At 67.3% G+C, this 26,486-nt stretch carries 20 protein-coding genes; 6 read left to right on the top strand and 14 right to left on the bottom strand.

Annotation, left to right across the window (positions count from 1 at the left end; genetic code table 11):
- Window positions 1-196 precede the first annotated feature (196 nt).
- The 6 genes from BLP88_RS13675 to BLP88_RS13650 form a co-directional block, all read right to left on the bottom strand.
- Window positions 197-1,090, bottom strand: a complete 894-nt coding sequence (locus BLP88_RS13675; protein WP_074590013.1) for a hypothetical protein — start codon at window positions 1,088-1,090, stop codon at window positions 197-199.
- A 60-nt stretch (window positions 1,091-1,150) separates the two neighbouring features.
- Window positions 1,151-1,927, bottom strand: coding sequence for a fumarylacetoacetate hydrolase family protein (locus BLP88_RS13670; protein WP_074590011.1), 777 nt, complete (start codon window positions 1,925-1,927; stop codon window positions 1,151-1,153).
- Window positions 1,928-1,937: 10 nt separating this feature from the next.
- Entirely contained in the window at window positions 1,938-2,720 is a 783-nt protein-coding gene (locus BLP88_RS13665; protein WP_074590009.1) for an MBL fold metallo-hydrolase, read from the bottom strand.
- Window positions 2,721-2,761: 41 nt separating this feature from the next.
- Window positions 2,762-3,136: a DUF1304 family protein gene (locus BLP88_RS13660; RefSeq protein ID WP_074590036.1), complete on the bottom strand. Its 375-nt coding sequence runs from the start codon at window positions 3,134-3,136 to the stop codon at window positions 2,762-2,764.
- Between the two features lie 153 nt (window positions 3,137-3,289).
- A complete protein-coding gene (locus BLP88_RS13655) occupies window positions 3,290-4,402 on the bottom strand; it encodes a branched-chain amino acid aminotransferase (protein WP_074590007.1) in 1,113 nt (370 codons plus the stop codon).
- Window positions 4,403-4,546: 144 nt separating this feature from the next.
- Window positions 4,547-5,599 carry a 3-isopropylmalate dehydrogenase gene (locus tag BLP88_RS13650; protein WP_074590005.1) on the bottom strand — a complete coding sequence of 351 codons (1,053 nt, stop codon included), beginning with the start codon at window positions 5,597-5,599 and terminating at the stop codon, window positions 4,547-4,549.
- 134 nt (window positions 5,600-5,733) lie between these two features.
- On the opposite strand from BLP88_RS13650, the gene BLP88_RS13645 reads away from it, so the two are divergent.
- From BLP88_RS13645 to BLP88_RS13630, 4 genes are all read left to right on the top strand, one after another.
- Window positions 5,734-6,936, top strand: a complete 1,203-nt coding sequence (locus BLP88_RS13645) for a sensor histidine kinase (RefSeq protein ID WP_074590003.1) — start codon at window positions 5,734-5,736, stop codon at window positions 6,934-6,936.
- 3 nt (window positions 6,937-6,939) lie between these two features.
- On the top strand, window positions 6,940-7,626 hold the full coding sequence (locus BLP88_RS13640) for a response regulator (RefSeq protein ID WP_175453557.1): 687 nt from the start codon (window positions 6,940-6,942) through the stop codon (window positions 7,624-7,626).
- Window positions 7,627-7,745: 119 nt separating this feature from the next.
- Window positions 7,746-8,522, top strand: coding sequence for an ABC transporter ATP-binding protein (locus BLP88_RS13635; protein ID WP_074590001.1), 777 nt, complete (start codon window positions 7,746-7,748; stop codon window positions 8,520-8,522).
- 2 nt (window positions 8,523-8,524) lie between these two features.
- On the top strand, window positions 8,525-11,041 hold the full coding sequence (locus tag BLP88_RS13630; protein WP_074589999.1) for an ABC transporter permease: 2,517 nt from the start codon (window positions 8,525-8,527) through the stop codon (window positions 11,039-11,041).
- A gap of 74 nt (window positions 11,042-11,115) precedes the next feature.
- Here BLP88_RS13630 and metG read toward each other — a convergent pair whose 3' ends face one another.
- The 8 genes from metG to ilvD form a co-directional block, all read right to left on the bottom strand.
- Entirely contained in the window at window positions 11,116-12,675 is a 1,560-nt protein-coding gene (gene metG, locus BLP88_RS13625; RefSeq protein ID WP_074589997.1) for a methionine--tRNA ligase, read from the bottom strand.
- A 63-nt stretch (window positions 12,676-12,738) separates the two neighbouring features.
- Entirely contained in the window at window positions 12,739-13,506 is a 768-nt protein-coding gene (locus BLP88_RS13620; protein ID WP_175453556.1) for an ABC transporter ATP-binding protein, read from the bottom strand.
- Window positions 13,503-16,298 carry an FtsX-like permease family protein gene (locus tag BLP88_RS13615; RefSeq protein ID WP_074589995.1) on the bottom strand — a complete coding sequence of 932 codons (2,796 nt, stop codon included), beginning with the start codon at window positions 16,296-16,298 and terminating at the stop codon, window positions 13,503-13,505. The genes BLP88_RS13620 and BLP88_RS13615 overlap by 4 nt, the downstream gene beginning before the upstream one ends.
- A 204-nt stretch (window positions 16,299-16,502) precedes the next feature.
- A complete protein-coding gene (gene serA / locus BLP88_RS13610) occupies window positions 16,503-18,098 on the bottom strand; it encodes a phosphoglycerate dehydrogenase (RefSeq protein ID WP_074589993.1) in 1,596 nt (531 codons plus the stop codon).
- A 243-nt stretch (window positions 18,099-18,341) separates the two neighbouring features.
- Window positions 18,342-19,367, bottom strand: a complete 1,026-nt coding sequence (ilvC, locus tag BLP88_RS13605) for a ketol-acid reductoisomerase (protein WP_245679868.1) — start codon at window positions 19,365-19,367, stop codon at window positions 18,342-18,344.
- 82 nt (window positions 19,368-19,449) lie between these two features.
- Complete coding sequence (ilvN, locus tag BLP88_RS13600; protein ID WP_074589991.1) at window positions 19,450-19,962, bottom strand: acetolactate synthase small subunit; 513 nt, start codon at window positions 19,960-19,962, stop codon at window positions 19,450-19,452.
- Between the two features lie 2 nt (window positions 19,963-19,964).
- The gene (locus BLP88_RS13595; RefSeq protein ID WP_074589989.1) at window positions 19,965-21,866 is read right to left on the bottom strand and encodes an acetolactate synthase large subunit; all 1,902 of its coding nucleotides are present in this window, start codon (window positions 21,864-21,866) and stop codon (window positions 19,965-19,967) included.
- Between the two features lie 376 nt (window positions 21,867-22,242).
- A complete protein-coding gene (gene ilvD, locus BLP88_RS13590; RefSeq protein ID WP_074589988.1) occupies window positions 22,243-23,964 on the bottom strand; it encodes a dihydroxy-acid dehydratase in 1,722 nt (573 codons plus the stop codon).
- A 165-nt stretch (window positions 23,965-24,129) separates the two neighbouring features.
- Here ilvD and BLP88_RS13585 point away from each other — a divergent pair, with 165 nt between their 5' ends.
- Both BLP88_RS13585 and BLP88_RS13580 read left to right on the top strand, forming a co-directional pair.
- Entirely contained in the window at window positions 24,130-25,131 is a 1,002-nt protein-coding gene (locus tag BLP88_RS13585; protein WP_084111199.1) for a sunset domain-containing protein, read from the top strand.
- Window positions 25,132-25,241: 110 nt separating this feature from the next.
- Window positions 25,242-26,378 (top strand): PQQ-dependent sugar dehydrogenase, encoded by a 1,137-nt coding sequence (locus BLP88_RS13580; RefSeq protein ID WP_074589984.1) that lies wholly within the window; start codon window positions 25,242-25,244, stop codon window positions 26,376-26,378.
- Window positions 26,379-26,486 lie beyond the last annotated feature (108 nt).

The following is a 26,486-nucleotide window of genomic DNA, read 5'->3' as shown; positions in this document are numbered from 1 at the left end:
CCTGACAGCTCCGGAGGTGCTTTGGAAGGACTAACTCAACTCATATCAGCCTGCCGGAACGACGAAGCCATAGAGTAACCAGCCGGGTACGAGCCATCAACATACCTAGGACGGCAGCAGGAACATCGACGGCGGAAAACTACTGGGCATGCCGGTCGGACCCGCCCAGCATTTGCTGTGAGCTGCTTCTCGCAGCTCAGCGCGAATGGGATTCGTAGAACTTCATGGCCTCGCTCAAATGAAAGTCAAATTCATGCGCAAGAATAGTCCCGTGTCCACGCACTTCACCGTCGTACATGACAAACTTGTGGCGACCTGACCGGGAAACACCTGAGTCATCTCGAACGCCGTACACCGCTTTGAACGGCAGATAGTGGTTCTCCACATGCGATGGGTCGCTTCGACTCTGCATGTAGTACACAAAGTTCTCGGGCTGCTTCATCTGGTAGTGCCGAACCATGTCGAATCTCTCCGGGAAAGCCTTTAGGAGGTCTTCCTGAGACCAACCTGGCCAAACAACGTCGAAATAGGTCTTCACGACGTGAGGGATGTATCTCGCGATCGACGTCTGCGGTGCCTGGACAAAAGCCATAGAGCCCGGCGTCATAGCCGAGGCTCTGAGTGCTGCATAGCCGCCACCTGAACCGCCCACAAAGACAACACGTCGTGAACCGGTCTTCCCAATGGCCTTCCGGATGACCTTGGTGATCTCGTTCATAGGATCCCAACCAGGACCACCGAGGTACCACGAGAGCAACATTTCCCTCGATTGGTCGACCATGATCGTCGGATCAGCGAATGCGATCAGGGCCGGAGCTATCTTCCTTAGCGACTGCACCCGTTCAAATCGCGGGTACATGTTGCGGTCGATCATGTTGGCGCCATGAAACGCAACAAAAAGCGTGTCGCTCTTCCCAGTCTGGATGAAGAAATCAAGGGACAGCGAATTGTTTATGGGAACCGTGTGAACGGCGCGTGGTTGCCCGTCGAAGCGAAGCGCATTGACGTTCCGCTGGTGTACTTCGGGGATCTTATAGAACGGATGTACCCGTTCCTTCAGACCAGTCTTCTCGTTTACAGCTAATGTCAATTTTCCCTCATTATCGGATGATGCACGTGTGGATGTTGATGAGTCGCTTGGACAGGGCCGTCAGCGGCGGACGATGGGGTTGGACAGGGTGCCGATGCCTTCGATTTCGACCTCGACGCGGTCGCCTTCGCGCACGAGTCCGACGCCGGCCGGGGTGCCTGTCATGATGACGTCGCCCGGGAGCAGGGTGAAGGCGTGGGACACGATCGAGACGAGTTCCCTGACGCCGCGGATCATCTGCGTGGTGTTGCCGTCCTGACGGAGTTCACCGTTCAGGGTGGACTTGATGGAGATGTCCTCCGGGTCCAGTTCCGTTTCGATCCAGGGGCCAAGCGGCGCGGAGGTATCGAACCCTTTGGCGCGTGCCCACTGCAGGTCGGTCTTTTGGGCGTCGCGGGCCGTGAAATCGTTGCCGCAGGTGTAGCCGAAAATGACGTCGTCCACGCGTTCTTCCGGTACGTCCTTGCAGATCCGGCCGATCACCACGCACAGTTCAGCCTCGTAGCTGACCTCCTCGGAAAACTCCGGAAGGACCACGGGATCGCCCGGACCGACGACGGCGGTGTTCGGCTTGAGGAACAGCAGCGGCTGGGCCGGGACGTCGTTGCCAAGTTCGGCCGCGTGGTCCACGAAGTTGCGTCCCACGCCCACCACCTTGCTGCGCGGAATGATGGGGGCCAGCAGCCGAACGTCCTCCAGCTTGTGCCGCACGGACGTGGGTTCGACCCCGTGGAAGAAGGGATCGCCATTGATGACAGTGACGGTTTCGCTGCCGGGCTCCCCTTCCACAACGCCGTACATGGGATCAGAGTCAACAACAAACCGGGCTATACGCATGGGCTCAAGCCTACCGTCGGAGGTAGTCCAGCTGCGCCGCCACGGAGTTCTCTGCCGCGCGCCGCACGGACGGATCGACGTCGGGGTAGACGGCGTCGGCGACCTCCGAAACGCCGGCGTCCGCCCCGAGTTCGTCCAGGGCGGCGCGGATCTGCTCAAGCCGCATGAGCCGGTGGGCGCGGTATTCGCGGCAGATGATGTCCGTGGCCGGAAGCACGGGGCCGTGGGCGGGCAGCAGGGTGGCGGGCCCAAGCGATTCGAGGAGGTCGAGGCTGGTCAGGTAGTCCCCGAGCCGGCCGTCCGGGTAGTCCAGGACTGTGGTCCCCCGGCCCAGGATGGTGTCCCCGCTCAGCACGGAACCGTCCGGGCCGTCCGCGGGAAGGTGGAAGCACAGCGAATCGGAGGTGTGGCCCGGAGTGGCGAGGACCCGGATCTCGACGCCCCCGGCGTGCAGCATCTCGCCGCCGCGCAGGGGCTCGCCGCCGTGGCAGTGGTGCGGATCGGCCGCGCGGACCGGTGCCCCGGTGATTTCGTGGAACCGGGCCGCGGCCTCCGTGTGGTCCGGATGGCGGTGGGTTATGAGCACCAGCTCCACCTTTCCGGCACCAGCCAGGGCGGCCAGGTGTTCCCCGTCCAGCGGGCCGGGATCCACCACCACGGTTCCCGCCGCTCCGGGCGCCGAAATCACGTAGGAGTTGGTGCCGTCCAGGCTCATCGGGCCGGGGTTGGGCGCGAGCCGGTAGCGCGTGAGTTCGCTGCTGTACAGGAGGGAGGAGTCTTGGGCCGGGTTCATGGTCCTATCTTGGCATCCGGTTTCCGGGCGCGCGCCGGGCGTTACAGCAGGAGAAGGACCGCGATGACGAGCGGCAGCAGGCTCTGGCCGATGCCGCTCACCCACAGGCGCCGCTCTGACACCACCAGCACGATGCCCAGGATGACATGGGCCACGCACGCGAACAGCAGCACGGCGTGGCCGGCCTGATGGTTGGCCCCGCCCAGCAGCAGCGCCCCGATGATCGCCCCGACGCCCCACACCATGTTGTAGAAGCCCAGGTTCACGGTCCACAAGCGCACGGCGGCCGTGTCCTTGGGTTCGATCAGGAAGATTGAATGGAAGCGCTGGTCCCGGAAGAAGAACGATTCGAGGACGCCGACCACGATCAGCACGGCGCCTAAAACCACGCCCAGTATCTGGATTGTCCCGGTCATGCCCATATTGTGCCCGCGCCTGTGGCGCCCGGACAGGGGTCGGTCCGGAAAACTACGGTTAACCCCCGACGGCGGCCCGCCCACCTGGGTGGGCAGACCGCCGTCGGCGAGGGACCCGGGCCGAGCTTGCGGGGGCTTGGGAGCCGGTGGGGATCAGGCGAGGCGGGTCAGCCAGCCGTGCTTATCCTCGATGGTGCCGGTCTGGATGCCCAGGATCTGCTCGCGGATTGCCATGGTGACCTCACCGGCCACGGCGTCCTCGGATCCGATGAATTCGGTTTCGTCCTTCAGTACGCCGATCGGGGTGATGACGGCGGCGGTGCCGCAGGCGAACACTTCGGCGATCTCGCCGGAGGCCACGCCGTCGCGCCATTCCGCGAGGGTGATCTTGCGTTCGGCGACCTCGCGGCCCATGTCCTTGGCCACCTGGATGATCGAGGAGCGGGTGACGCCCTCGAGGATGGTCCCCGTCAGGGCTGGGGTGACCAGGGAGCCGTCCTTCAGCACGAAGAAGACGTTCATGCCGCCAAGCTCTTCCACGGCGTCGTCGTTGTAGTGGTCCAGGAAGAGGACCTGCTTGCAGCCGTGTGCTTCGGCTTCCTGCTGGGCGATCAGTGAGGCGGCGTAGTTGCCGCCGCACTTGGCCGCACCGGTGCCGCCGCGCCCTGCGCGGGCGTATTCACGGGAGATCCAGATGGAGACGGGCTTGAGCTCGCCGCCGAAGTAGTTGCCGGCGGGCGAGGCGATCACGCGGAAGGAGACCTCGCGTGCCGCCCGGACGCCCAGGAAGGCCTCGGTGGCGATCATGAAGGGCCGCAGGTAGAGGGATTCACCGTCGCCGGAGGGGACCCAGTCCTTGTCAGCCTGGACGAGTTCACGGATGGCGCCCAGGAAGTATTCCTCGGGAAGCTCCGGCAGGGCCAGGCGGTGCGCGGACTGGTTCAGGCGGGCTGCGTTGCGCTCCGGGCGGAAGGTCCAGACCGAGCCGTCTGCGTGGCGGTACGCCTTCAGGCCCTCGAAGATTTCCTGGCCGTAGTGCAGCACGGCCGCGGACGGGTCCAGCGAGATGGGACCGTAGGGCTCAACGCGTGCACTGTGCCAGCCGCCTTTGCCTTCGGCGTCGACCTTGTAGTCGACAACCGCGGTGTGGTCGGTGAAGTGGTCGCCAAAGCCTGGGTTCGCCAGGATGGCCGCACGCTCTTCAGCAGATTTCGGGTTCGCCGAGAACTGCTGGCTGAATTCGACGCCATGGGCAGTCTGAGTCATGGTTCCTCCACTATCGGCTACCGGCCGACGCGAACCCCGTCCGCGGGGAAGACCATCCCCCGGAGCATGGTTCAACGGCGGACACGGCAGCATGTAAGTAATTCAAGTCAAGCTTACGCCCCGGGGCGGGGCGCAAGAGTCCGCCTACAGGGCGGCCAGGATGGCGTCGCCGATGGCGGCGGTGCCGCGCGGTTCGCCGGTGCGGGACTCGACGTCGGAGACCACGGCGGCCTCGATCCGGCGGGCCGCGTCGGCGTAACCGAGGTGGTCCAGCAGCAGGGCCGCGGAGAGGATGGCCGCGGTGGGGTCTGCCTTTTGCTGGCCGGCGATGTCCGGCGCGGATCCGTGCACCGGTTCGAACATGGACGGTGCCGTGCGGTCCATGTTGATGTTGCCGGAGGCGGCCAGGCCGATGCCGCCGGTAACGGCTGCGGCGAGGTCGGTGATGATGTCGCCGAACAGGTTGTCCGTGACAATGACGTCGAAGCGCGCCGGGTCGGTGACCAGGAAGATCATGGCGGCATCGATGTGCAGGTAGTCGTGGGTGACCTCGGGGAATTCCTGGGCCACTGCCTCGACGGTGCGCTTCCACAAGTGGCCCGCGTACACCAGGACGTTGTGCTTGTGGACCAGGGTGACGTGCTTGCGGGGACGTGCGTTGGCGCGCCGGAAAGCGTCACGGACCACGCGCTCCACGCCGTGGGCCGTGTTGAGCGAGACTTCGGTGGCCACCTCGTGCGGGGTTCCGCCGCGCAGGGTGCCGCCGTTGCCGACGTACGGCCCTTCGGTGCCTTCACGGACCACGATGAAGTCGATGTTCCCCGGGTTCGCCAGGGGGCTGCCCACTGTGCCGTACAGGCGTGAGGGGCGCAGGTTCACGTAGTGGTCCAGGCTGAAACGCAGCTTGAGCAGCATCTCGCGCTCGATGATGCCCGAGGGGATGCGGGTGTCCCCGGGTGCGGCACCGACGGCGCCGAAGAGGATGGCGTCGTGGCCGCGGAGCTTTTCAAGGGTCTCATCCGGCAGGGTTTCGCCGGTCTCCAGCCAGTGCTGCGCGCCGAGCTTGTACTCGGTGCGCTCAAGGGTGATGCCTTCGCTGGCAACAACCTTTTCCAGGACCTTGACGGCCTCGGCGATCACTTCGGGGCCGATGCCGTCGCCGGGGATGACTGCGAGATTAATGGACCGTGCGTTCATTCCACCAGCGTGCCAATGCATCCACATTCTGGTCAAAAACGTCTCATTATTCGAACGTCCGGCGGCCTGCCCGCTGGGCGCTCTCCGACCGCGGTCCGATGTGGCGGCATTCCGGCGGCCGATAGAGTGCATGGGTGGATAGACGGCATGCACTCTACAACTGGTTCAGGCGCAATCCCTTCAAGGTGGACTGCGCCGCCGCCGCCGTCCTGGTCCTGATCCTCGGCCCTGTCTACGCGTTCGCGGACCGCCCGCCGCTGGCGCTGCTCTCCGCCGGCCTCCTGGTGCCGCTCGCGTGGCGACGCACGCGCCCGGTGGCGGCGGCCGCCGTCGTGGTCTTCATCTGCCTGGTCCAGTGGGCACTGGCGGTCCAGCCGGTGGCCGGGCAGATCGCCGTGCCGCTGATCATCTACGCGGTGGCCGCCTACGGTCCCGTGTGGGCGAGCCGCTCCGTGCTGGTCCTCGGCCTGGTAGGGGCGGTCATGCTGACCACCCGCTACTACGGCGGCGGGGTCAACTCCGGCATCCAGGACCTCACGGTGGGCGCGACCTACACGGTGCTGATCTGGATGCTCGTCCTGGTCAGCTGGACCCTGGGCGACCTGACCCGGGTGCGCCGCCTGCAACTGCAGGCCCTCGAAGACCGCAACCGGCGGCTGGAGATCGAGCAACAGCAGGAGCGCCAGCTGGCCGCCGCCGATGAACGCTCGCACATTGCCCGGGAGATGCACGACATCGTGGCCCATTCCCTTGCGGTGATCATCACCCAGGCCGACGGCGCGCGCTATGCCGCAGCGGCAAAGCCCGAGCTCGCCACGCAAGCCCTGGCCACGATCGCCGGCACCGGCCGGAATTCGCTGGCCGAGATGCGGCGGCTGCTGGGCGTGCTGCGCTCCGATGAGCAATCCGGCACCCGCCCCCTGCCGGGGCTCCCGGACCTGGACGACCTTTTCCTTGGTTTCCGCGCCGCCGGCCTCACCATGTCCTTCGAACAGGGCGGTGTTCCCTCCGGCCCGCCCGGAGGCTCACGACGCCGGCTGCCGCCGGGTGCCGAACTCACCGCATACCGGGTCATCCAGGAAGCCCTCACCAACGTAATCAAGCATGCCGGCCCCCGGGCCCGGGCGTCCGTGAAGCTGCAGTGGGAGGGACGCGGGCTGCGAATCGACGTGCACGACGACGGCCGCGGAGCCGCCGCCGACCCCGGCCCGGGCGGCGGCAACGGCCTGCGCGGGATGGCCGAGCGGATCGCCCTCTACGATGGATCCTTGGATGCCGGCCCGGCCAGCGGCGGGGGTTTCCGGGTGTCCGCTTTCATCCCCTACACGGAGTCCTGAACCATGACTGAACCGGCCGGTACCATCCGGGTGGCCCTTGTTGACGACCAGCAGCTGGTGCGCTCGGGCTTCGGCATGCTGATCAATTCGCAGCCGGACCTTGAGGTGGTGGCCGAGGCCGGCAACGGTTTCGACGCCGTGCGGGCCCTGTCGGCGACTGCCGCGGATGTCGTGCTCATGGATGTGCGCATGCCGGGCATGGACGGGATTGAAGCCACCCGCAGGATCCTCGAACTGTCGCGGGACCCGAAGATCGTGGTGCTCACCACCTTCGACCTGGACGAGTACGCCCTGGCCGCGATCGAGGCCGGCGCCAGCGGCTTCCTGCTCAAGGATGCCCCGCCCGAGGAACTGCTCGAGGCCATCCGCACGGTGCACCGCGGCGACGCCGTGATCGCGCCGTCCACCACGCGCCGGCTCCTGGACCACGTGGCTCCCTTGCTGCGGGCCCGGACCCCGGAACGGAATGGCCACGCGGCCGCCGTCGAACGCCTCACCGCCCGCGAGCGCGAGGTATTCGAACTGATCGCGCAGGGCCGCTCCAACCCGGAAATCGCCGCGGACCTCTACCTGTCCGAGGCCACGGTGAAAACCCACGTGGGGCACATCCTGGCCAAGCTCGGGGCCCGGGACCGGGTGCAGGTGGTGGTGATCGCCTACGAAACGGGCGTGGTCTCCCCCGGCGGCTGACTCCGCTTTGTGGACTAACGTGCCCGCCGGCCGGCTCAGACCACGGTATGAGTTCGGGGCTGGAACAATGGCCCCTTGGCCCGATCCGCCGGGCCAATGCCCGGAAATAGCGTGGGAACATGACAACTTTCGCGCCCTTTCCCCGCCCTTCCGGCCAGCCCGCCTCAGCTGCGGCGCCCGCCGTCGAGGCCTTCGAGCTCAGCAAGCACTACGGCAAGGCCGACGCCCGGGTCACAGCGCTCGACGGCGTCAGTGTCTCCTTCGAGGCGGGCCGCTTCACTGCCATCATGGGACCCTCGGGTTCCGGCAAGTCCACCCTGATGCACTGCCTCGCGGGCCTCGACACCCCCGATGCGGGCCGGATCCTGCTGGGCGGCACGGAGATCTCCGCCCTCAACGACCGTCAGCTGACCGCGCTGCGCCGCGAACGCATCGGCTTCGTGTTCCAGGCGTTCAACCTGGTTCCCACGCTCAACGCCGAACAGAACATCACTCTTCCCCTCGCGCTGGCCGGCAGCACGGCCGATCCCGCGTGGTTCGACTATGTGGTGGGCACCCTGGGCCTGAAGGACCGCCTCACACACCGGCCCCATGAGCTTTCCGGCGGGCAGCAACAGCGTGTTGCCGTAGCCCGGGCGCTGCTGACCCGGCCGGACGTGGTGTTCGGCGACGAACCCACCGGCAACCTCGATTCCAAGGCCGGGGGCGAGGTCCTTGCCATGCTGCGGCGCAGCAGTCAGGAACTGGGCCAGACCATCATCATGGTCACCCACGATCCCGTGGCGGCCAGCTACGCAGACCGCGTAGTGCTGATGAGCGACGGCCACCTGGTGGGAGACCTGGACAACCCCACCACCGGTTCCGTGCTCACTGCACTCGGCAAGCTGGGAGCCTGAGCATGCTGCGGGTTTCCCTTTCCCAGCTCACCACCCAGTTCAGGCGCTTCATCGCGATCGGGCTGGCCGTGATGCTGGCCGTCGCCTTCCTCTCCAGCACGCTCATGGTGGGAGCCAGCACCCAGGCCTCGCTGGGCGCCAGCGTCGGCGAGGCCTACCGCAAGGCCCAGCTCGTAGTGACGCCGCAGGACGGCAAGGAGCTCTCCCAGGAAGCCGTCGACGCCGCCGCCTCGGCACCCGCCGTCGCGGAAAGCTACGCCGAACGGTACGCCACCGTGACCATCGACGACGGCGGCGAGCAACTCGCACGGGTCCGGAACCTCGCCTCGCCGGCGATGGAGCCCTCGGTGCTGCTGTCCGGCCGCTACCCCGCCGCCGCGGACGAGGCCGCCGTGGACTCCAGGACCGCCGAACGGCTCAAGCTCAGCCCGGGCAGCGAACTGACCGCGGGCACCACCGGGGCGCCGGAGGCGGGCGGCAAACCCGGCACCCGCACCTTCCGGATCACTGGCCTCCTGCAGCCCAGCAACGATCCTTTCTCCGCACCTTTCCCCCAGCTGCTCGCGCCCGACGGCACGGTGGCGTCCCTCGCGCCGGGGAATGAGGGCTTCACCGGGCTGCAGCTCAGCATCAAGGACGGCCAGGACGAGTCGGCGGCCAGGGATTACCTCGGGCAGCGGCTGAAGGCCGCCGGCGCCGGGGACGCGCTGGTGCAGACCTCCGGGGAAAAGGTGACGGCCGCCGTCGCGCAGATGAGCGGCGGGCAGGACCAGCTGACCATCATCCTGCTGGCCTTCGCAGGCGTGGCCGTGGTGGTCTCCACGCTGGTGGTCGCCAATACCTTCTCCGTGCTGCTCGCCCAGCGCACCCGGGAACTGGCCCTGCTGCGCTGCCTCGGAGCGGGCCGGGCGCAGATCCGCGCGTCGGTGCTCTTCGAGGCCGGGGTGCTCGGCTTGGTCTCATCGGTCCTCGGGGTGCTCGCCGGGGCGGGGCTGATGTCCGGCCTGATCGCCTGGGCCCGGACCGGCCCGGAACAGTCCTTCGCCACCCTGGCCGTCCCGCCGTCGGCAATCATCGCCGGGCTGCTTGCCGGAACCCTGCTCACGGTCATCGCAGCACTGCTGCCCGCCAAGGCCGCGACCGCCGTGGCGCCCCTGGCCGCCCTCCGTCCCGCGGACGACGCGAGCCTGCGCAACAAGCGCGGCCGGGCACGGCTCTGGCTTGGCATCGCCCTGTTGGTGGTCAGTGTTCCGCTGCTGGTTCTCGGCGCCATGTTCAACATGCTGTTCGTGGCCATGCCGGCCGGTGCGTTGTCCTTCGTGGGCGTGCTGCTGTGTGCCAGCCTGTTCATCCCGCCGGTGGTGGCTGCGGCCGGCAGGCTTGCCGCGCCCGCAGGGGTTCCCGGAAAGCTGGCCGCCGTCAACGCGGTGCGCAATCCGGCCCGCACCTCGGCCACGGCGGCGGCGCTGCTGATCGGCGTCACCCTGGTCACGCTGATGATGACCGGAGCGGCCACCTCGCGGCAGGCCTTCGACGCCATGCTCGCCGAGAACTACCCGGTGGATCTCGCCGTCAGGATCGACGGAGATCCCCGGACCGACGAAGCTGCGGTGCGAAAAGTCTGGGCCTTCGACGGCGTGCAGGCGGCCGTGCTGCTCCAGGCGGCCGGCACGATCACGGCTCCCGGCACTGCGGCGGACGGCAGCCCGGTGTTCGCGATCAGTTCCGGTGATGCCGCGGCCGTACTCCGCGATCCCGGCCTGCGGCCGCAGGCGGGCACCGTGTACCTCCCCGAACGGCTGGTCCTGGACCGGGTCACCATCGCCGGGCCGGGCGGCACGCACAGCTTCGCGGGCAAGGTGCTGCGGACCGGCAACATCGAGTCCCTGATGGACAGCACGACGGCGGCGACCCTGCTGGGCGCCCCGGCACCCGGCACCACCGGGCCTGGGTCAGCCCAGGAGCTGCCGCGCACGGCCTGGCTGAAGCTCGATGACGGGCTCTCCGCCGACCGGATCCAGGCCATCCAGCGCGAGGCCGCGGCCGCCTTCGGCGTTCCCGTGCACAACGTCAGCGGGGCGGCGGTGGAACGTGTGGTGTTCAACAGCATCATCGACGTCCTCCTGCTGGTGGTTACCGCACTGCTGGGGATCGCCGTCGTGATCGCCCTGATCGGTGTGGCGAACACGCTGTCCCTGTCGGTACTGGAGCGGACCCGGGAGAACTCGCTGCTGCGCGCGCTCGGCCTCACCCGGGGTCAGCTGCGCGGCATGCTCGCCCTCGAAGCCGTGCTGGTGGCCGGGGTCGCCGCGGTGCTGGGCTCGGCGTTGGGCACCGCCTACGGCTGGCTGGGTGCCAAGGCAGCGCTGGGACCGGTGGCCGAGGTGGTTCCCGTGGTGCCGTGGCTGCAACTGCTGGGCGTGTTCGCCGTCGCCGTGGTCGCCGGGCTGCTGGCCTCGGTGCTGCCGGCCCGGCGCGCGGCACGGCTCTCTCCGGTGCAGGGCCTGGCCACTACCTGAGCGGCAGGCAAAAAAAGAACCCCTCCTTCACCGGCTTGTTCGGTGAAGGAGGGGTTCTACGTGTTGGGTGTTGCCTAGGCGTCCGCGGGTTCTTCGTAGCGCGGGAAAACCGGGGCCGGGGCGGGCAGTTCCGTGCCGGCCACGATCGGCGTGCCGATGGCGGCGAACTGGCGGGCCTGGCCTTCCGGCTGGCCAAGCACCTCAAGGAGCTTCGCGGACGACGCCGGCATAACCGGTTGGGCGAGGATCGCCACGATCCGGACTACCTCGAGGGTGACGTACAGGACCGTGTTCATGCGTTCGATGTCGGTTTTGCGCAGCACCCACGGGGCCTGCTCGGCGAAGTAGGCATTGGTGTCGCCCAGCACGCCCCAGATCGCTTCGAGGGCACGGGAGAACTCCTGCTTCTCGAAGGCGGCCCGGGCGGTGTCCAGCAGCGCCCCCGCCTTCTCCAGCAGCGCGGTGTCCTCGGCGGTGAACGCACCGGGAACCGGCACCTTGCCTTCGCAGTTCTTCGCCACCATGGACAGCGACCGCTGCGCGAGGTTGCCGAAGTTGTTGGCGAGGTCCGCGTTCATGCGGCCCACGATCGCCTCGTGGTTGTAGCTGCCGTCCGCGCCAAAGGGTACTTCGCGCAGGAAGAAGAAGCGCATCTGGTCCACGCCGTACTGGGCGATGAAGTCGGCCGGCGCCACCACGTTGCCCAGGGACTTGGACATCTTCACGCCGTTGTTCTGCAGGAAGCCGTGGATCATGACGCGCTTGGGCAGTTCCAGGCCCGCGCTCATCAGGAAGGCCGGCCAGTAAATGGCGTGGAAGCGGGAGATGTCCTTGCCGATCACGTGCACGTCGGCCGGCCAGAACTTCTTGAACGACTCGGAGTCAACGTCCGGGTAGCCGGCACCGGTGAGGTAGTTGGTGAGGGCGTCCACCCAGACGTACATGACGTGCTTGGGGTCGCCGGGCACCGGCACGCCCCAGTCGAAGGTGGTGCGGCTGATGGACAGGTCCTCAAGGCCGCGCTTGACGAAACTGATGACCTCGTTGAAGCGGTAGCCGGGAGCACCGAATTCGGGCTGGGCCTCGTACAGGGCCAGCAGCTTGTCCTGGTAAGCCGAAAGCCGGAAGAAGTAGCTCTCCTCCGCCGTCCACGTGACCTCGGTGTCCGTCTCCTTGGAGTAGCGCACGCCGTCGTCCTTGACGATGGTCTCGTCTTCGCCGTAGTAGGCCTCGTCGCGGACGGAGTACCAGCCCTCGTATTTGGACAGGTAGATGTCGCCGTTGGCTTCCATCTTCTTCCAGATCGCCTGGCTCGCCGTGTAGTGGTCGGCATCCGTGGTGCGGATGAAGCGGTCGTAGGAGCTGCCCACGAGGTCGTGGACCTCGCGGAAGGCGGCGGAGTTGCGGTCCACCAGTTCCTTGGCCGTGATGCCTTCCTTGTCAGCGGTCTGCTGGACCTTCAGCCCGTGCTCGTCCGTTCCGGACATGTAGAACACCTCGTGGCCATCCAGGCGCTTGAAGCGCGCCATCGCATCCGCTGCCACGAACTCGTAGGCGTGCCCGATGTGCGGGGCGCCGTTGGGGTAGCTGATGGCCGTGGTGATGTAGAACGGGGGCTTTGCTGCGGGGCTCACTCTAGAAAGGTACCTTTTTTCGGTGACGGCTGGGGTTCGGTGACGGCTGCTTCGCGGGCGGCGTCAGTTCAGCTCGGTCAGGGTGTCGCTGAGGCGCACGAGTTCGTGGTCGTGCGAGGCCACCAGCACGGCGATGCCGTCGGTGCTGGTGTCCTTGAGGATGCCGATGATCTTGTTGGCGGAGGCGCGGTCCAGGCTGGCCGTGGGTTCGTCCACCACGAGGACGCGGGTGCCCAGGATCAGGGCCCGGGCGATCGCCACGCGCTGGCGTTCACCGCCGGAGAGCTGCGCCGGGCGGTGCCGCATGCGCCGGCCCAGCCCCACCAGGTCCAGCAGGTCCTTGGCCATTTCGGTGCGCTGTTCCACTTCGCCGTCGGGCACGGCCGGGAGCAGCACGTTCTCCAGGGCGCTCATCCCGTCGATCAGGGCGCCGCCCTGGTCCACGTAGCCGATGAGGGCGCGGCGGCGGTCGGCGATCTCGTCGTCGCCCATGGTCTCCAGGGACTGGCCCTCCCACAGCACCCGGCCCGCCGTCGGCAGCGTCAGGCCGGCGCCGACGGTGAGGATGCTGGTCTTGCCGGAGCCGCTTCGGCCGGCAACGCAGTGCATCTCGCCCGCGTGCAGGGTCAGGGAGAAGTCCTCGACGACGGTGACCGGCTCGGCGCCGCCCTTGTCGCCGCCGTAGCGGATGGTGATCCGGTTCAGTTCCAGGGGCGTGGCGTGGTCCGCAGCCTTGACGATGGTGTTGGCGCGGGTCTGCAGGGGATCCCCGGCGGATGCCTGCACGGCCTCCAGCGCCGCGTGCGGGTCGTTGTGGAGATTCTCAGTCATTTGACCACTTTCGTTGCGATGGGAATCCAGCAGATGACGGCCAGCAATCCGGCCAGGGCCGCCCACAGGGCGGCGTAGGGGGCAAGGATGAGGCCCAGGGCGAGGGCGCCGAGCACGCCTAGGATCACGGCAACCGTGCCCACGAGGGCGTTCTCGAAGAAGCGGACGTGGCCCAGCATGTCCGGGTTCCAGCCCATGGCTTCGAGGGTGGACAGGTACTGGCGCTTGGCCTGCAGTTCGAAGCGGGCGGTCACCAGCGTCAGGAGCAGTCCCACCAGCACGCCGGTGATGGCCATGATCACGCTGGGCAGTGCCACGCTTGCCGCCGCCAGGCCGCTGAGCGCGCTGGCGCCAGCGGCCCGCGGAATGTCGATCAGCAGGGCGATCAGGGCACCCACGGCGGCACCGAACACGCCCACGGCCACGGCGAGGGCCGCGGAGTTGAAGCGGTTGGTGACCACCTGCCGGTAGGCGAAGGTCAGGGCCGAGTCGACAGGCAGGAGGCGCTCGTCGTGCTGCGGTTCCTGGTCCACCTCGTGGCGGTGCCGCAGCATCAGGGCTGCGATGTAGGCGGCGGCGCAGTAGAGGACCAGCACGGACACGGACACGATCACGGTGGCCAGGTTCCAGCTCAGCAGGCTCAGCAGCAGCCCGGCCGCGGCCAGGATTGCGGAGCCGATACCGAATTCCTCGAGCACCCAGCGGCGGATCCTGCCCTGCGTCCAGCCCATGGCGCGCAGGATGCCGGCTTCGTTGCGCCGCTGGCGGATGTAGCTGACGGTGGAGGCCGCTGTGAGCAGGGTGGCTCCGAGGAGGGTCAGGAACAGCAGGGTGATGTTCGTGCCGGTCAGGGACCCGGAGACGGCGTCGGCGGCGTCCTGGCGTACCCAGGACTGGGCGACCGTGCCGAGCGCGGATTCCTTGCCGGCGTCGTCCTTGGAGTATCCCGGCACGAAGATGCTGACGTCTTCGCGGGCCGAGCCTGCCACGACGGTGGCTTCCAGGCCCATGGCGCGGATTTCGTCGGCGAGCTTCTCAACCTCGGGCTGGGCCTGCTTCCAGGTGCCGGACACCCCGGCACGGACGCGGACGGCGTCGATCACGTCGGCATTGCTGTCATAGCCCCGGGCGGCAGCCAGGCCGTAGTAGTCGGTGATCGCACCGGCGGACTGGCTGACGAGACCGGTGGCGCTGAGCGAAGGCTTCAGGCCCTGGTTCTTGTCCTTGCCCTCCGCGTCCTTCTCAAGGGTCATCGGCGCGGCGTCGTAGCCGCCGAGGGGCAGCTTGTTGATGTCTCCCGCGGCTGCCTGGACTTCTGCGGGGTCGAAGGTGCCGTACACCATCGGAAGCGGGGTGGCCGGCGTGTTGCCGGTGGCGAGGCTTTCCCGGTAGGAACGTTCGTCGGCGGGCTGGCGCTGGGTCTGGTCAACGGGATCGCCGCTGAGCGACTTCTCCGGCAGGCGGTTGACAGTGACCCACTCCCCCGGCGTCGCGGACTTGTTCAGCGAGCCGTTGGCGGCCGTGTCGCCGTCCTTGTACTTGGGCGCGGCGGCGAAGTCGGTGCTCCACTGCGCGGGCTGGTACAGGCCCTGGCTGAAGTTTCCGGTGTTGCCCAGGAGCTGGCTGTGGTCGGTGGAACCCGGCCATTCGAGGGTGAACGGCGAGCGGGACACGAACGGCAGGTAGTCCTTGTCCAGCGACCGCGAAACGGTGCCGACGTCCTTGACCACCTTGCCGGCGTCGTCGATTTCCTCGATTTTGACCGAGTACTTCAGGTCCAGGGAGGTGCCCTTGCGGACGATCAGCGGGATGGCCTGGGAGTCGTCAGTGAGCTGGCCGGCGAGCTTGGCCTGCTGGTACTGGGTCATCAGCGGCGCCCAGTACTTGAGCTTGACGCCGAGGAAGTCGGGGCCTTCCTCGAGTTCCTGCTGGCTGGGACTGGTGGTGAACAGCTCTTCGAAGTAGCGGCCGATGGCCCCGGCGTTGCGCGTGTCGGCCGGCGGGGCTTTCTCGAGGGGTTCCAGGAAGTCGCCGGCCGAGCCGAGCAGCGCGCGTTCGGCGGAAGGGTCGACGGCGACCACGGACTCGGTCACTTCCGGCGCCATGGGCAGGGAGACCGAGAGGTTGAACAGGTTGTGGTCGGAGCCGCCGGCGGGGGCCGGGAACTTGATGCCGGTCTCGCCGTCGGGGCCGGTGATGCGGATGCTCTTGCCGCCGGCGGTGTTCGACTCGACGACCTTCGCCTTGCCCAGGGTGCCTTCGGCGCTGGTCTTGAACAGCGTCTGCTCGGAGACGCCGTCGGAGCTCACGGCCGTGGCGGTCAGGCGGTACTTCGTGGCCTTCTCCGGCAGTACGGACTCCGGTGCCGGCCATTCCTTGGCGTCGGTGCCCGTGGGGTCCCCGGCGGTGGCACCTCCGGCCAGGCCGGAGTTGTAGCCGAGGTAGTCCATGGCGTTCAGCCGCGGTGCTTCCAGGTTCTGGGTCACGCGGGAGACCAGGCTGATCGGGGCTGCCACGGAAGTGCCGGAAAGGCCCCGGATCTTCTCCAGCTGCTCGAAGCTGATCCCGCCCTGTCCGGTGGCGATTTCCGGTTGGATCATCGCCTTGCCGTCCTTGGCACCCTTGGCCTGGACGAGGATGTCGTACAGGCCCCGGGAATTCTCATCCACGGTGCGGTTCAGCGCCGCCTGGGACTGGCTCTGGATGAAGACGGACATGCACATGGCGACGATCAAAATGGCCGAAGTCAACAGCAGCACTCGGCTTCTGATGAACCTCTGGACGGCGTTCATTCGGCTCTCCCTGAGACCTGGATTGCGGGCGCACGACGGCAGGAGCAGTGCGCAGCAGGCAGCGTTGTCCTGCGTTTACTGTTCGAAAAGTAGTGGCCGGCCTGCCGCCGGGTCCGAAAGTCGGACCAAGCCATTGTATGCAGACCGGCCACGGCTACGCGCCGAAGCCTGTGGCTCCGGCGCGTAACCCCGTGTCAGGGAAACTTAATCTTCCAGGTCCACTTCGCGGACCATGTCGGCGCCGATCCCGGCCTTGATGGCGTCCAGGACCTGCTGCGGCACCGAGCTGTCGATGGTCAGCAGGGCGAGGACCTGGCCGCCTTCGGACTGGCGTGCCACCTGCATGCCGCCAATGTTGATGTTGTTCATGCCCAGGATGTGGCCGATGGTGCCGATGACGCCCGGACGGTCCTGGTAGGCAACCACCACGAGGTGCTCGGTGATCGGGATTTCGACGTCGTAGCCGTTGACGCCCACCAGCTTCTCGACCTGCTTGGGACCGGTCAGGGTGCCGGCCACGGAGATCTGCGAGCCGTCGCTCAGGGCGCCGCGCAGGGTCAGGACGTTGCGGTAGTCCTCGGCTTCGGAGGTGGTGATCAGGCGGGTGTTGATGCCGCGCTGCTCGGCGATCACCGGGGCGTTGACGTAGGAGACCTGCTCGGTGACAACGTCCGCGAAGACACCCTTCAGGGCGGCCAGTTCGAGGACCTTGACGTCCAGGCTGGAGATCTCGCCGGCAACCTCGACGTCGATCTGGGTCAGGGAGTCGTGGGTCAGGGCGGTGAAGATCCGGCCGAGCTTTTCGATCAGCGGGATGCCGGGGCGCACGTCGGGGGCGATGACGCCGCCCGCGACGTTCACGGCGTCGGGCACCAGTTCACCGGCGAGGGCGAGGCGGACCGACTTGGCCACGGAGACGCCGGCCTTTTCCTGGGCTTCGTCGGTCGACGCGCCGAGGTGCGGGGTGACCACGACGTTGTCCAGTTCGAAGAACGGCAGGTCGGTGCTGGGTTCCTTGGAGAAGACGTCGACGCCGGCACCGGCGATCTGGCCTTCCTTCAGGGCGACGTAGAGGGCTTCCTCGTCCACCAGGCCGCCGCGGGCGACGTTGATGACGTACGCGGATTCCTTCATCTTGCGGAAGGCGTCGGCGCCGAGCATGCCCACGGTCTCGGGGGTCTTGGGCATGTGGATGGTGATGAAGTCTGCCTGCTCCAGCAGTTCGTCCAGGGTGACGAGCTTGACGCCGAGCTGGGCGGCCCGGGCGGAGGTGATGTAGGGGTCGTACGCGAGGATCTCGGTGTCGAAGCCCTGCAGGCGGGCGGCAACCAGGGCGCCGATGCGGCCGAGCCCGATGATGCCGATCTTCTTTTCGAACAGCTCGATGCCGGTGTACTTGGAACGCTTCCACTCGCCGCCCTTGAGTGCGGCGCTGGCCTGCGGGATGTGGCGGGCCAGGCTCAGGATGTGGCCCACGGTGAGTTCGGCCGCGGAGACGATGTTCGACGTCGGCGCGTTGACCACCATGACGCCGGCCTGGGTGGCGGACTTGATGTCGACGTTGTCCAGTCCCACGCCGGCGCGGGCGATGACCTTGAGGTTCTTGGCGGCAGCAACCGCTTCCGCGTCCACCTGGGTTGCCGAGCGGACCAGGATGGCGTCGACGTCGGCAATGGCCGGCAGGAGCGCGGACCTGTCAGAACCGTCGACCTGGCGGATTTCGAAGTCGGGGCCGAGGGCCTCGATCGTTGCGGGCGAGAGTTCCTCGGCGATGAGGACGACGGGCTTCGTGTCTGACACGGGGTGGCACCTTACTTTGGACAGGACTGTGGACAAGGAGCGGATGCGTGGCCCGGACTGAGAACCGGACCCCGCCCAGAATATCGTTCCCCGACGGTGTTTCCGGTGCCCGGGTTCGATGTTACGCACGCCGCGGGCTGCTTGTGAACAAACTCACGTTTGCGCGGCCGGACCGGCGGGGCAAACGAACGGGGACGCAAAAGCGCCCGCCCGGCCTGGTGGCCGGACGGGCGCTTGTGCATGCTAGCGGGCTGCGGAGCCTTCGACGTAGTCGGCGTCCTGCTGCTGCCAGGAGAACAGCGAACGCAGCTCGCGGCCGACGGCCTCGATCGGGTGCGATTCGGCCTTGGCGCGCAGTTCCTTGAACTCGACGGCGCCGTTGTCCTGGTCGTCGATGAAGCGCTTTGCGAAGGCACCGGACTGGACGTCGGCGAGGACGGCCTTCATGTTTTCCTTCACCTCGGGGGTGATGACGCGCGGGCCGGAGACGTAGTCGCCGTACTCGGCGGTGTCGGAAACGCTCCAGCGCTGCTTGGCGATGCCGCCTTCCCACATGAGGTCAACGATGAGCTTGAGCTCGTGGAGCACCTCGAAGTAGGCGATCTGCGGCTGGTAGCCGGCTTCGGTCAGGGTCTCGAAGCCGTACTGGATCAGCTGGGACACGCCGCCGCAGAGGACAGCCTGCTCGCCGAAGAGGTCGGTTTCGGTCTCTTCGGTGAAGGTGGTCTTGATGACGCCGGCGCGGGTGCCGCCGATGGCCTTGGCGTAGGACTTGGCCAGTTCCCAGGCGGAACCGGATGCGTCCTGCTCCACGGCGATGATGTCCGGGATGCCGCGGCCGGCTTCGAATTCGCGGCGCACGGTGTGGCCCGGAGCCTTCGGGGCGATCAGGATGACGTCAACGCCTTCCGGTGCCTCGATGTAGCCGAAGCGGATGTTGAAGCCGTGGGCGAAGGCGAGGGCCTTGCCCGGGGTCAGCTTGTCCTTGATGGACTCGTTGAAGATGGAGCGCTGGTGCTGGTCCGGCGCCAGGATCATGATGACGTCGGCCCATTCGGCGGCGTCGGCAACGTTCTTGACAGTGAAGCCGGCGTCCTCGGCCTTGGCGATGGACTTCGAGCCTTCCTTCAGCGCGATGACAACCTCGACGCCGGAATCGCGCAGGTTCTGGGCGTGGGCGTGGCCCTGCGAGCCGTAGCCGACAATGGCAACCTTGCGGCCCTGGATGATCGACAGATCGGCGTCGTCGTCGTAGAACATTTCAGTCACTTGCGTAACTCCTCTTGAGTGGTTTCTTGGAGATGTAATTCGGTGGTGCTGCGGTAGGGCAGCCGTGCCCGCGAGGCGGCGCCTAGGCGGAACGCAGTGCCCTGTCACTCATGGAGCGGGATCCCCGTCCAACGGCCAACGTGCCGGACTGCACAATTTCACGGATGCCGAACGGCTCCAGCACTGACAGCAGTGCCGTGAGCTTCTCGGGGTGACCGGTTGCTTCGATGACCAACGAGTCGGTGGACACGTCGACCACGGAGGCACGGAACAGGTCTGCAGCCTGGGTAACCTGCAGACGTGTTGCGGCATCCGCACGTACCTTGACCAGGATGTGGTCGCGCTGTACGGAAGATTCGGAAGTCAGCTCGACAATCTTGATCACGTTGATCAGTTTGTTCAGCTGCTTGGTGACCTGCTCGATGAGCTCGCCGTCGGCGTCGACGACGACGGTCATCCGGGAGATGCCGGTGACCTCGGTGGGTCCCACGGCAAGGGAGTTGATGTTGAAGGCGCGCCGGGCGAAGAGGCTGGCCACGCGGGTCAGCACGCCGGGCTTGTCTTCGACCAGAACGGACAGTGTGTGGCGGCTCATGCTTAGTCCTCCTCTTCCCATTCCGGGGTCATGTTGCGGGCTACCTGGATCTGGTCGTTCGACACACCGGCGGGGACCATCGGCCACACCATGGAGTTCGGGCTGACCACGAAGTCGATGACCACGGGACGGTCGTTGATCTCCAGTGCCTTCTGGATGGTGGCGTCGATGTCCTCGTCGCGTTCGCAGCGCAGCGCGGCGCAGCCGTAGGCGTCGGCGAGCTTGACGAAGTCCGGGATGCGGACCGTCTCGTGGCCGGTGTGCAGGTCGGTGTTCGAGTAGCGGCCGTCGTAGAAGAGGGTCTGCCACTGGCGCACCATGCCCAGCGAGGAGTTGTTGATGATCGCCACCTTGATCGGGATCTTGTTGATCGCGCAGGTGGCCAGTTCCTGGTTGGTCATCTGGAAGCAGCCGTCGCCGTCGATCGCCCAGACCACGCGGTCCGGCTCGCCGACCTTCGCACCCATGGCCGCCGGAACGGCGTAGCCCATGGTTCCGGCGCCGCCGGAGTTGAGCCAGGCATGCGGGCGCTCGTACTTGATGAACTGGGCAGCCCACATCTGGTGCTGGCCGACGCCCGCCACGTAGATTCCCTCGGGACCGGTCAGGGCACCGATACGTTCAATGACGCGCTGCGGGGCGGTGAGTCCGTCTTCCGGCTCCGTCCAGCCCAGCGGGTAGGTGTCGCGCAGGTTGTTCAGGAACGACCACCAGGAGGCGAGGTCCGGGGTGCCGGACTGGCCGAACTGGTTGCGCACCGCTTCGGTCAGTTCCGGGATGATCTCCTTGACCGAACCCACGATCGGGACGTCCGCCACGCGGTTCTTGGAGATTTCCGCGGGGTCGATGTCGGCGTGGATGACCTTCGCGTTCGGCGCGAAGGTGCTCAGCACGCCGGTCACGCGGTCATCGAAACGCGCGCCCAGGGTGATCAGGAGGTCCGCCTGCTGCAGCGCGGTGACGGCCGAGACCGAGCCGTGCATGCCGGGCATGCCCACGTGCTGGGCGTGCGAGTCCGGGAAGGAACCCTTGGCCATCAGCGTGGTGACCACAGGGGCGCCGGTCAGTTCGGCGAGTTCGAGCAGTTCGGCCGAGGCGTGGCCCTTGACCACGCCGCCGCCGACGTAGAGCACAGGCTTCCGGGACTCGGCGATGAGCCGGGCCGCTTCACGGACCTGCTTGTTGTGGCCGCGGACCACCGGACGGTAGCCCGGCAGGTCCACCTTCGGCGGCCAGGAGAAGGTCATGTTGCCCACCTGGGCGTTCTTGGCGATGTCCACCAGCACCGGGCCGGGACGGCCGGTGGATGCGAGGTGGAAGGCTTCGGCCATCACGTGCGGGATGTCTTCGGGGTCGGTCACCAGGAAGGAGTGCTTGGTGATCGGCATGGTGATGCCCACGATGTCCGCTTCCTGGAAGGCGTCGGTGCCGATGACGGCTGCCGAAACCTGGCCGGTGATGGCAACGAGGGGCACGGAGTCCATGTGGGCATCCATGATGGCGGTAACGAGGTTGGTGGCACCGGGGCCGGAGGTGGCGATGCAGACGCCCACCCGTCCGGTGACCATGGCGTAGCCTTGGGCTGCGTGGCCGGCTCCCTGTTCGTGACGGACCAGGACGTGATTCATCTTGGAGGCCATCAAGGGGTCGTAGGTGGGCAGGATCGCGCCACCGGGCAAACCAAAAATATCGTCGACGCCGAGTTCTTCGAGCGAGCGGACAATAGCTTCCGAGCCGGTCATCACCGTTGGGGGTACAACGTTGTTCGGCCCGAGGACAGGAGAGAGAGTTGCAGCATTGTCGACGACGGCGTCAGTGGCACGGTCGACTTTTTCCGGAGCCTTGGGGGCTCCAGCGGACTTTGCAGCCATCAGCGAGGGGCTGATCGGCGATCCTTTGCTCATCGGACTCTTCCTTTGGGGATCTTCAGTTAGTGAAAGGTACTGCTGGGATACTGCGTGCGATCACGGTTCGTTCTGCCGTCGGCAATAAAAAAACCCCTCAGCCTTACGGCTCTTCGAGGGGTTGCGCGTGACAGATCGTTGCCGGCCGGCTTAGTAAGCCACGCGCTTGCTAAGTACGACGACGGTGCCGGTGACAGTTGCGATCATGCGTTCAGTTTTCCCTCTTTGTGAGAGAGGTGTCAAACGGGACAAAGCTCATCTCACTATTTGGACGTCAAAGTCCATTTTGCGGACCCCTCCCCAACTGGATCGCAGTTGATGTCGTTATGGGGTGTCAAAGCGACATCTATTGCGATCCAGTTGGGCCGGGATCCCATCAACCGCAGTACGCGCCGGTGGACGCGCTGTGCACGAGCTTGGCATACTTCGCAAGGACGCCCTTGGTGAACTTCGCGGGCAGCGGCTCCCAGCCGGCCTTGCGGGCCTCGAGCTCGGCGTCATCGACCAACAGGTCGAAGGTGCGCGCGGCGATGTCGACCCGGATCCGGTCACCGTCCCGGACGAAGGCGATGGGGCCGCCGTCGACTGCTTCCGGGGCGACGTGTCCGATGCACAGGCCGGTGGTGCCGCCGGAGAAACGGCCGTCGGTGAGCAACAGGACGTCCTTGCCCAGGCCCGCACCCTTGATGGCGCCGGTGATGGCGAGCATCTCCCGCATGCCCGGCCCGCCCTTGGGGCCTTCGTAGCGGATGACGACAACATCGCCCTTTTCGATCTGTCCGTTGTCCAGTGCGTCCAGTGCACCTTGCTCGCGCTCGAACACGCGGGCGGTGCCTTCGAAGACGTCGGCGTCAAAGCCGGCGCTCTTGACAACCGCGCCTTCCGGGGCCAGCGAGCCGTGCAGGATGGTGATGCCGCCGGTCTTGTGGATGGGATTGTCCAGCGCGCGCAGGATCTTGCCGTCCACGTCCGGCGGGTTGATCGCCTCGAGGTTCTCGGCGACGGTCTTGCCGGTGACGGTGAGGCAGTCGCCGTGGATCAGCCCGGCGTCGAGCAGTGCCTTCATGATGACCGGCACGCCGCCGATCCTGTCGACGTCCGTCATGACGTAGCGGCCGAACGGCTTCAGGTCGCCCAGGTGCGGGACCTGGTCGCCGACGCGGTTGAAGTCGTCCAGGGTCAGCTCGACGCCGGCTTCCCGGGCAATGGCGAGCAGGTGCAGCACCGCATTGGTGGAGCCGCCGAAGGCCATGGTCACGGCGATGGCGTTCTCGAAGGCCTTCTTGGTCATGATGTCGCGCGCCGTGATGCCGAGCCGCAGCAGGTTCACCACTGCCTCGCCGGACTTCCGGGCGAAGTCATCACGACGGCGGTCTGCCGAGGGCGGCGCGGCGGAGCCGGGAAGGGACATGCCAAGGGCCTCGCCGATGCAGGCCATGGTGTTCGCCGTGTACATGCCGCCACAGGCGCCTTCGCCGGGACAGATGGCCTTCTCGATACGTGTGAGGTCTTCCATGCTCATCTTGCCGGCCGCGCAGGCGCCGACGGCCTCGAACGCATCGATCAGGGTGACTTCCTTCTCGGAGCCGTCCTCGAGCCTGACCCAGCCGGGCATGATGGAGCCGGCATAGAGGAAGACGCTGGCGAGGTCCAGGCGGGCGGCGGCCATCAGCATGCCCGGAAGCGACTTGTCGCAGCCGGCCAGGAGCACGGAACCGTCGATGCGCTCGGCCTGCATGACGGTCTCCACGGAGTCGGCGATGACTTCGCGGGACACCAGGGAGAAGTGCATGCCCTCGTGGCCCATGGAAATGCCGTCGGAGACGGAAATGGTGCCGAACTGCATGGGGAATCCGCCGCCGGCGTGGACGCCTTCCTTGGCGCCCTGGGCAAGGCGGTTCAGCGAGAGGTTGCAGGGGGTGATTTCGTTCCACGAGCTCGCGACGCCGATCTGGGGCTTGGCGAAGTCGTCATCGCCCATGCCCACGGCCCGGAACATGCCACGCGCCGGGGCGGCGTGGATGCCCTCCGTCACGACCCGGCTGCGTGGCTTGATGTCTGGTGTGTTGCCTGGCGCATTTTGGGTGTGGTCAGTCATGGGCCAAAGTCTAGGGCTCCGCAGACCGGGCCACTACCCATGCCGCCCCGGCAAAAATGGGCCCGGATGCCGGGACACCGGGGCCTCCTGTTGCTGGACACCCTCCGGGGGCCGCCGTAACGTCAAGCCTGACAAGTGCACCGCTCAAACAGGAGGGCTTCTGCCGTGGATTGGTTGATCTGGGTCATCGTCATAGTGCTCGTCGTCGGGGTGGCGTGGTGGCTGTTGAGCCGAAGGGGTTCCGCTTCCGCACCCGCCGGCACTTCCTCCCCTGCCGATACAGCGCCGCCGGCCTCGGCCGGCTCTCCTCGCATGGATACCGCGGCCGGGCTCGCCGGCACCGCCGCCCCCGCGCCGGTGCCTGTGCCCCCGGTTGCGGAACCGGCAGCTCCCGTACCGACGCCCGCTCCGGAGCCTGCCGCCGCGGAACCCGGCGGCGGCGACGTGGACGACTGGGAGGACGCAGCGGTCGGAGGAACCGCGCCCGCCGCGGGCGCCACGTCCGCGGAGCCGGTGGCGGAAGCCGTGGTGGAGCCTGTCGACGAACCGGCACTTGCGGAGCCCGTGACGGCGGAACCGGTCCTGAATGAAGACGTTCCCCGGGAGTCGCCGTCCGCGGCGGACGCCTCCGTCGAAGTAACTGACGCTCCTGTCGAGGGCGTGACGGCCGACGATGTCACTGCCGCCGACGCCGGTCCGCTCACCGGGGCGGACGACCGGGCTGCGTCCGACGCAGCGGCCGACAAGGCGGAATGGGAAGCCACCTGGACCGAGGCGCCGCCGCGCCAGGCCCCGGCGCATCACCCGGAGTACACGGGGCCGCACGCCCCGACCCTGCCCGGCGCCGAAACCGCGGCCGGCGAGGAAGACGAAGCCTCCGAGGCCGCAGCACAGGCTGAAGGGGCGATGCCGACGCCGGCCGCGGAAGACGCCCCGCCCGCCGGCGGGCACCTGGCGGCAGGCCAGCCTTACGGGGAGGGTTCGGCCGCGGCGGGCCCCGATGGCAGCGGCCCCGCGGACTTCCCGGTGAAGGCCGACGCCGGCACCATGACCTACTACGACGAGGACATGCCTGCCTACGAGGAGGCGCAGGCATCCGTCTGGTTCCTTTCGGCGGCACACGCAGAGGCTGCAGGTTTCCGCCCGCCGCGCCGCGAGCGCTACTGAGGCACCGCGGGAAGCGAGGAGGAACCGTGGCGGGGTGGAGACCGGAGGCACGGTCCCGGCGGCGGCGCCGGGCCGCGGGACTCCGGGGTGCAACGTCCAGATCCCTGCTTATGGTGCTCTCCGGTGGTGCCTTGATCGCAGCCTGCACCATGATCAGCGCCTGCACGGGCAAACCGCCGGGACCGACCCCGGCAACGCCGGGCTCCTCCCCCGCCGGCAGTCCGGCCCCGTCATCGCCTGGTAAGTCGTCCGGCACGCCGTCGGCAGGCACATCGCCGGCGCTTCAGGCGCCCGCGCTCCAGGAAAAACTCGACCTCGGCTTGGACATTCCCTGGTCCGTGGTCTTCCTGGCGGACGGCACCGCCGTCATCTCGGAACGGGACTCCCGGCTCCTGAAGTCCGTGCGGAACGGTGAGGCAAGCACAATCGGCGAAGTTCCCGGCGTCGTGCCAGGCGGCGAAGGCGGCCTCATGGGGCTGGCGCTGTCCCCGCACTTTGCCCAGGACCGGCTGCTGTACTTCTATTACACTGCCGACTCGGACAACAGGATCGCGCGGGCGAGGCTGGCGGCCGGCGGGGACGGCAGGCTCAGCCTGGGCGAGCCCACGGTGGTTTTCAGCGGGATCCCCAAGGCTTCCACCCACAACGGCGGCCGAATCCGCTTCGGCCCCGACGGCTTCCTTTACGTGGGCACCGGAGATTCGCAGCGGCGTGGTCAGCCGCAGGACCCGAATGCGCTCGGCGGGAAGATCCTCCGCCTCACGGCCGACGGGGCACCGGCCCCCGGCAATCCCTTCGGCGACAATCCGGTATACAGCTACGGCCACCGGAACGTCCAGGGACTGGCCTGGGACGAAGACGGCCGGCTCTGGGCGAGCGAGTTCGGGCCCGACGTCGACGACGAACTGAACCTGATCCGTCCCGGCGGGAACTACGGCTGGCCCGATGTCACCGGCGCTCCGGGCCGCGAGGGCTTCATCGACGCCAAAGCCGTCTGGCCGTCAACAGCCGACGCCTCCCCCAGCGGGCTCGAAATCGTGGACGGAGTGGCATACACGGCCGCGCTCCGCGGGCAACGGTTGTGGGCCGTCCCGCTGGACGGCGAACAGGCCGGCACTCCTGTGGCTTATTTCACGGGCGAATACGGCCGCCTCCGGGACGTTTCGCTGGCCCCGGACGGAATGCTTTGGGTGTTGAGCAACAACCGGAACCCCGATTTTGCCCTGCTGCTCAGGCTCCCCCGCTAGGCCGCGCAAAACGCCCCCGGCCGATTTCGCACTTTGCCCGGGTCTCGTGTAGAGTTACATGTCGTTGCGGAGATCAACGGAAAAGGAAATACTCCATTCCAGCGGTCG

Origin of the sequence: Arthrobacter cupressi (genome assembly GCF_900099975.1) — a bacterium.
Classification (GTDB): Bacteria; Actinomycetota; Actinomycetes; order Actinomycetales; family Micrococcaceae; genus Arthrobacter; species Arthrobacter cupressi.
The sequence above is the reverse complement of the archived record's forward strand: the minus strand, read 5'-3'. Positions and strand labels throughout refer to the sequence as shown.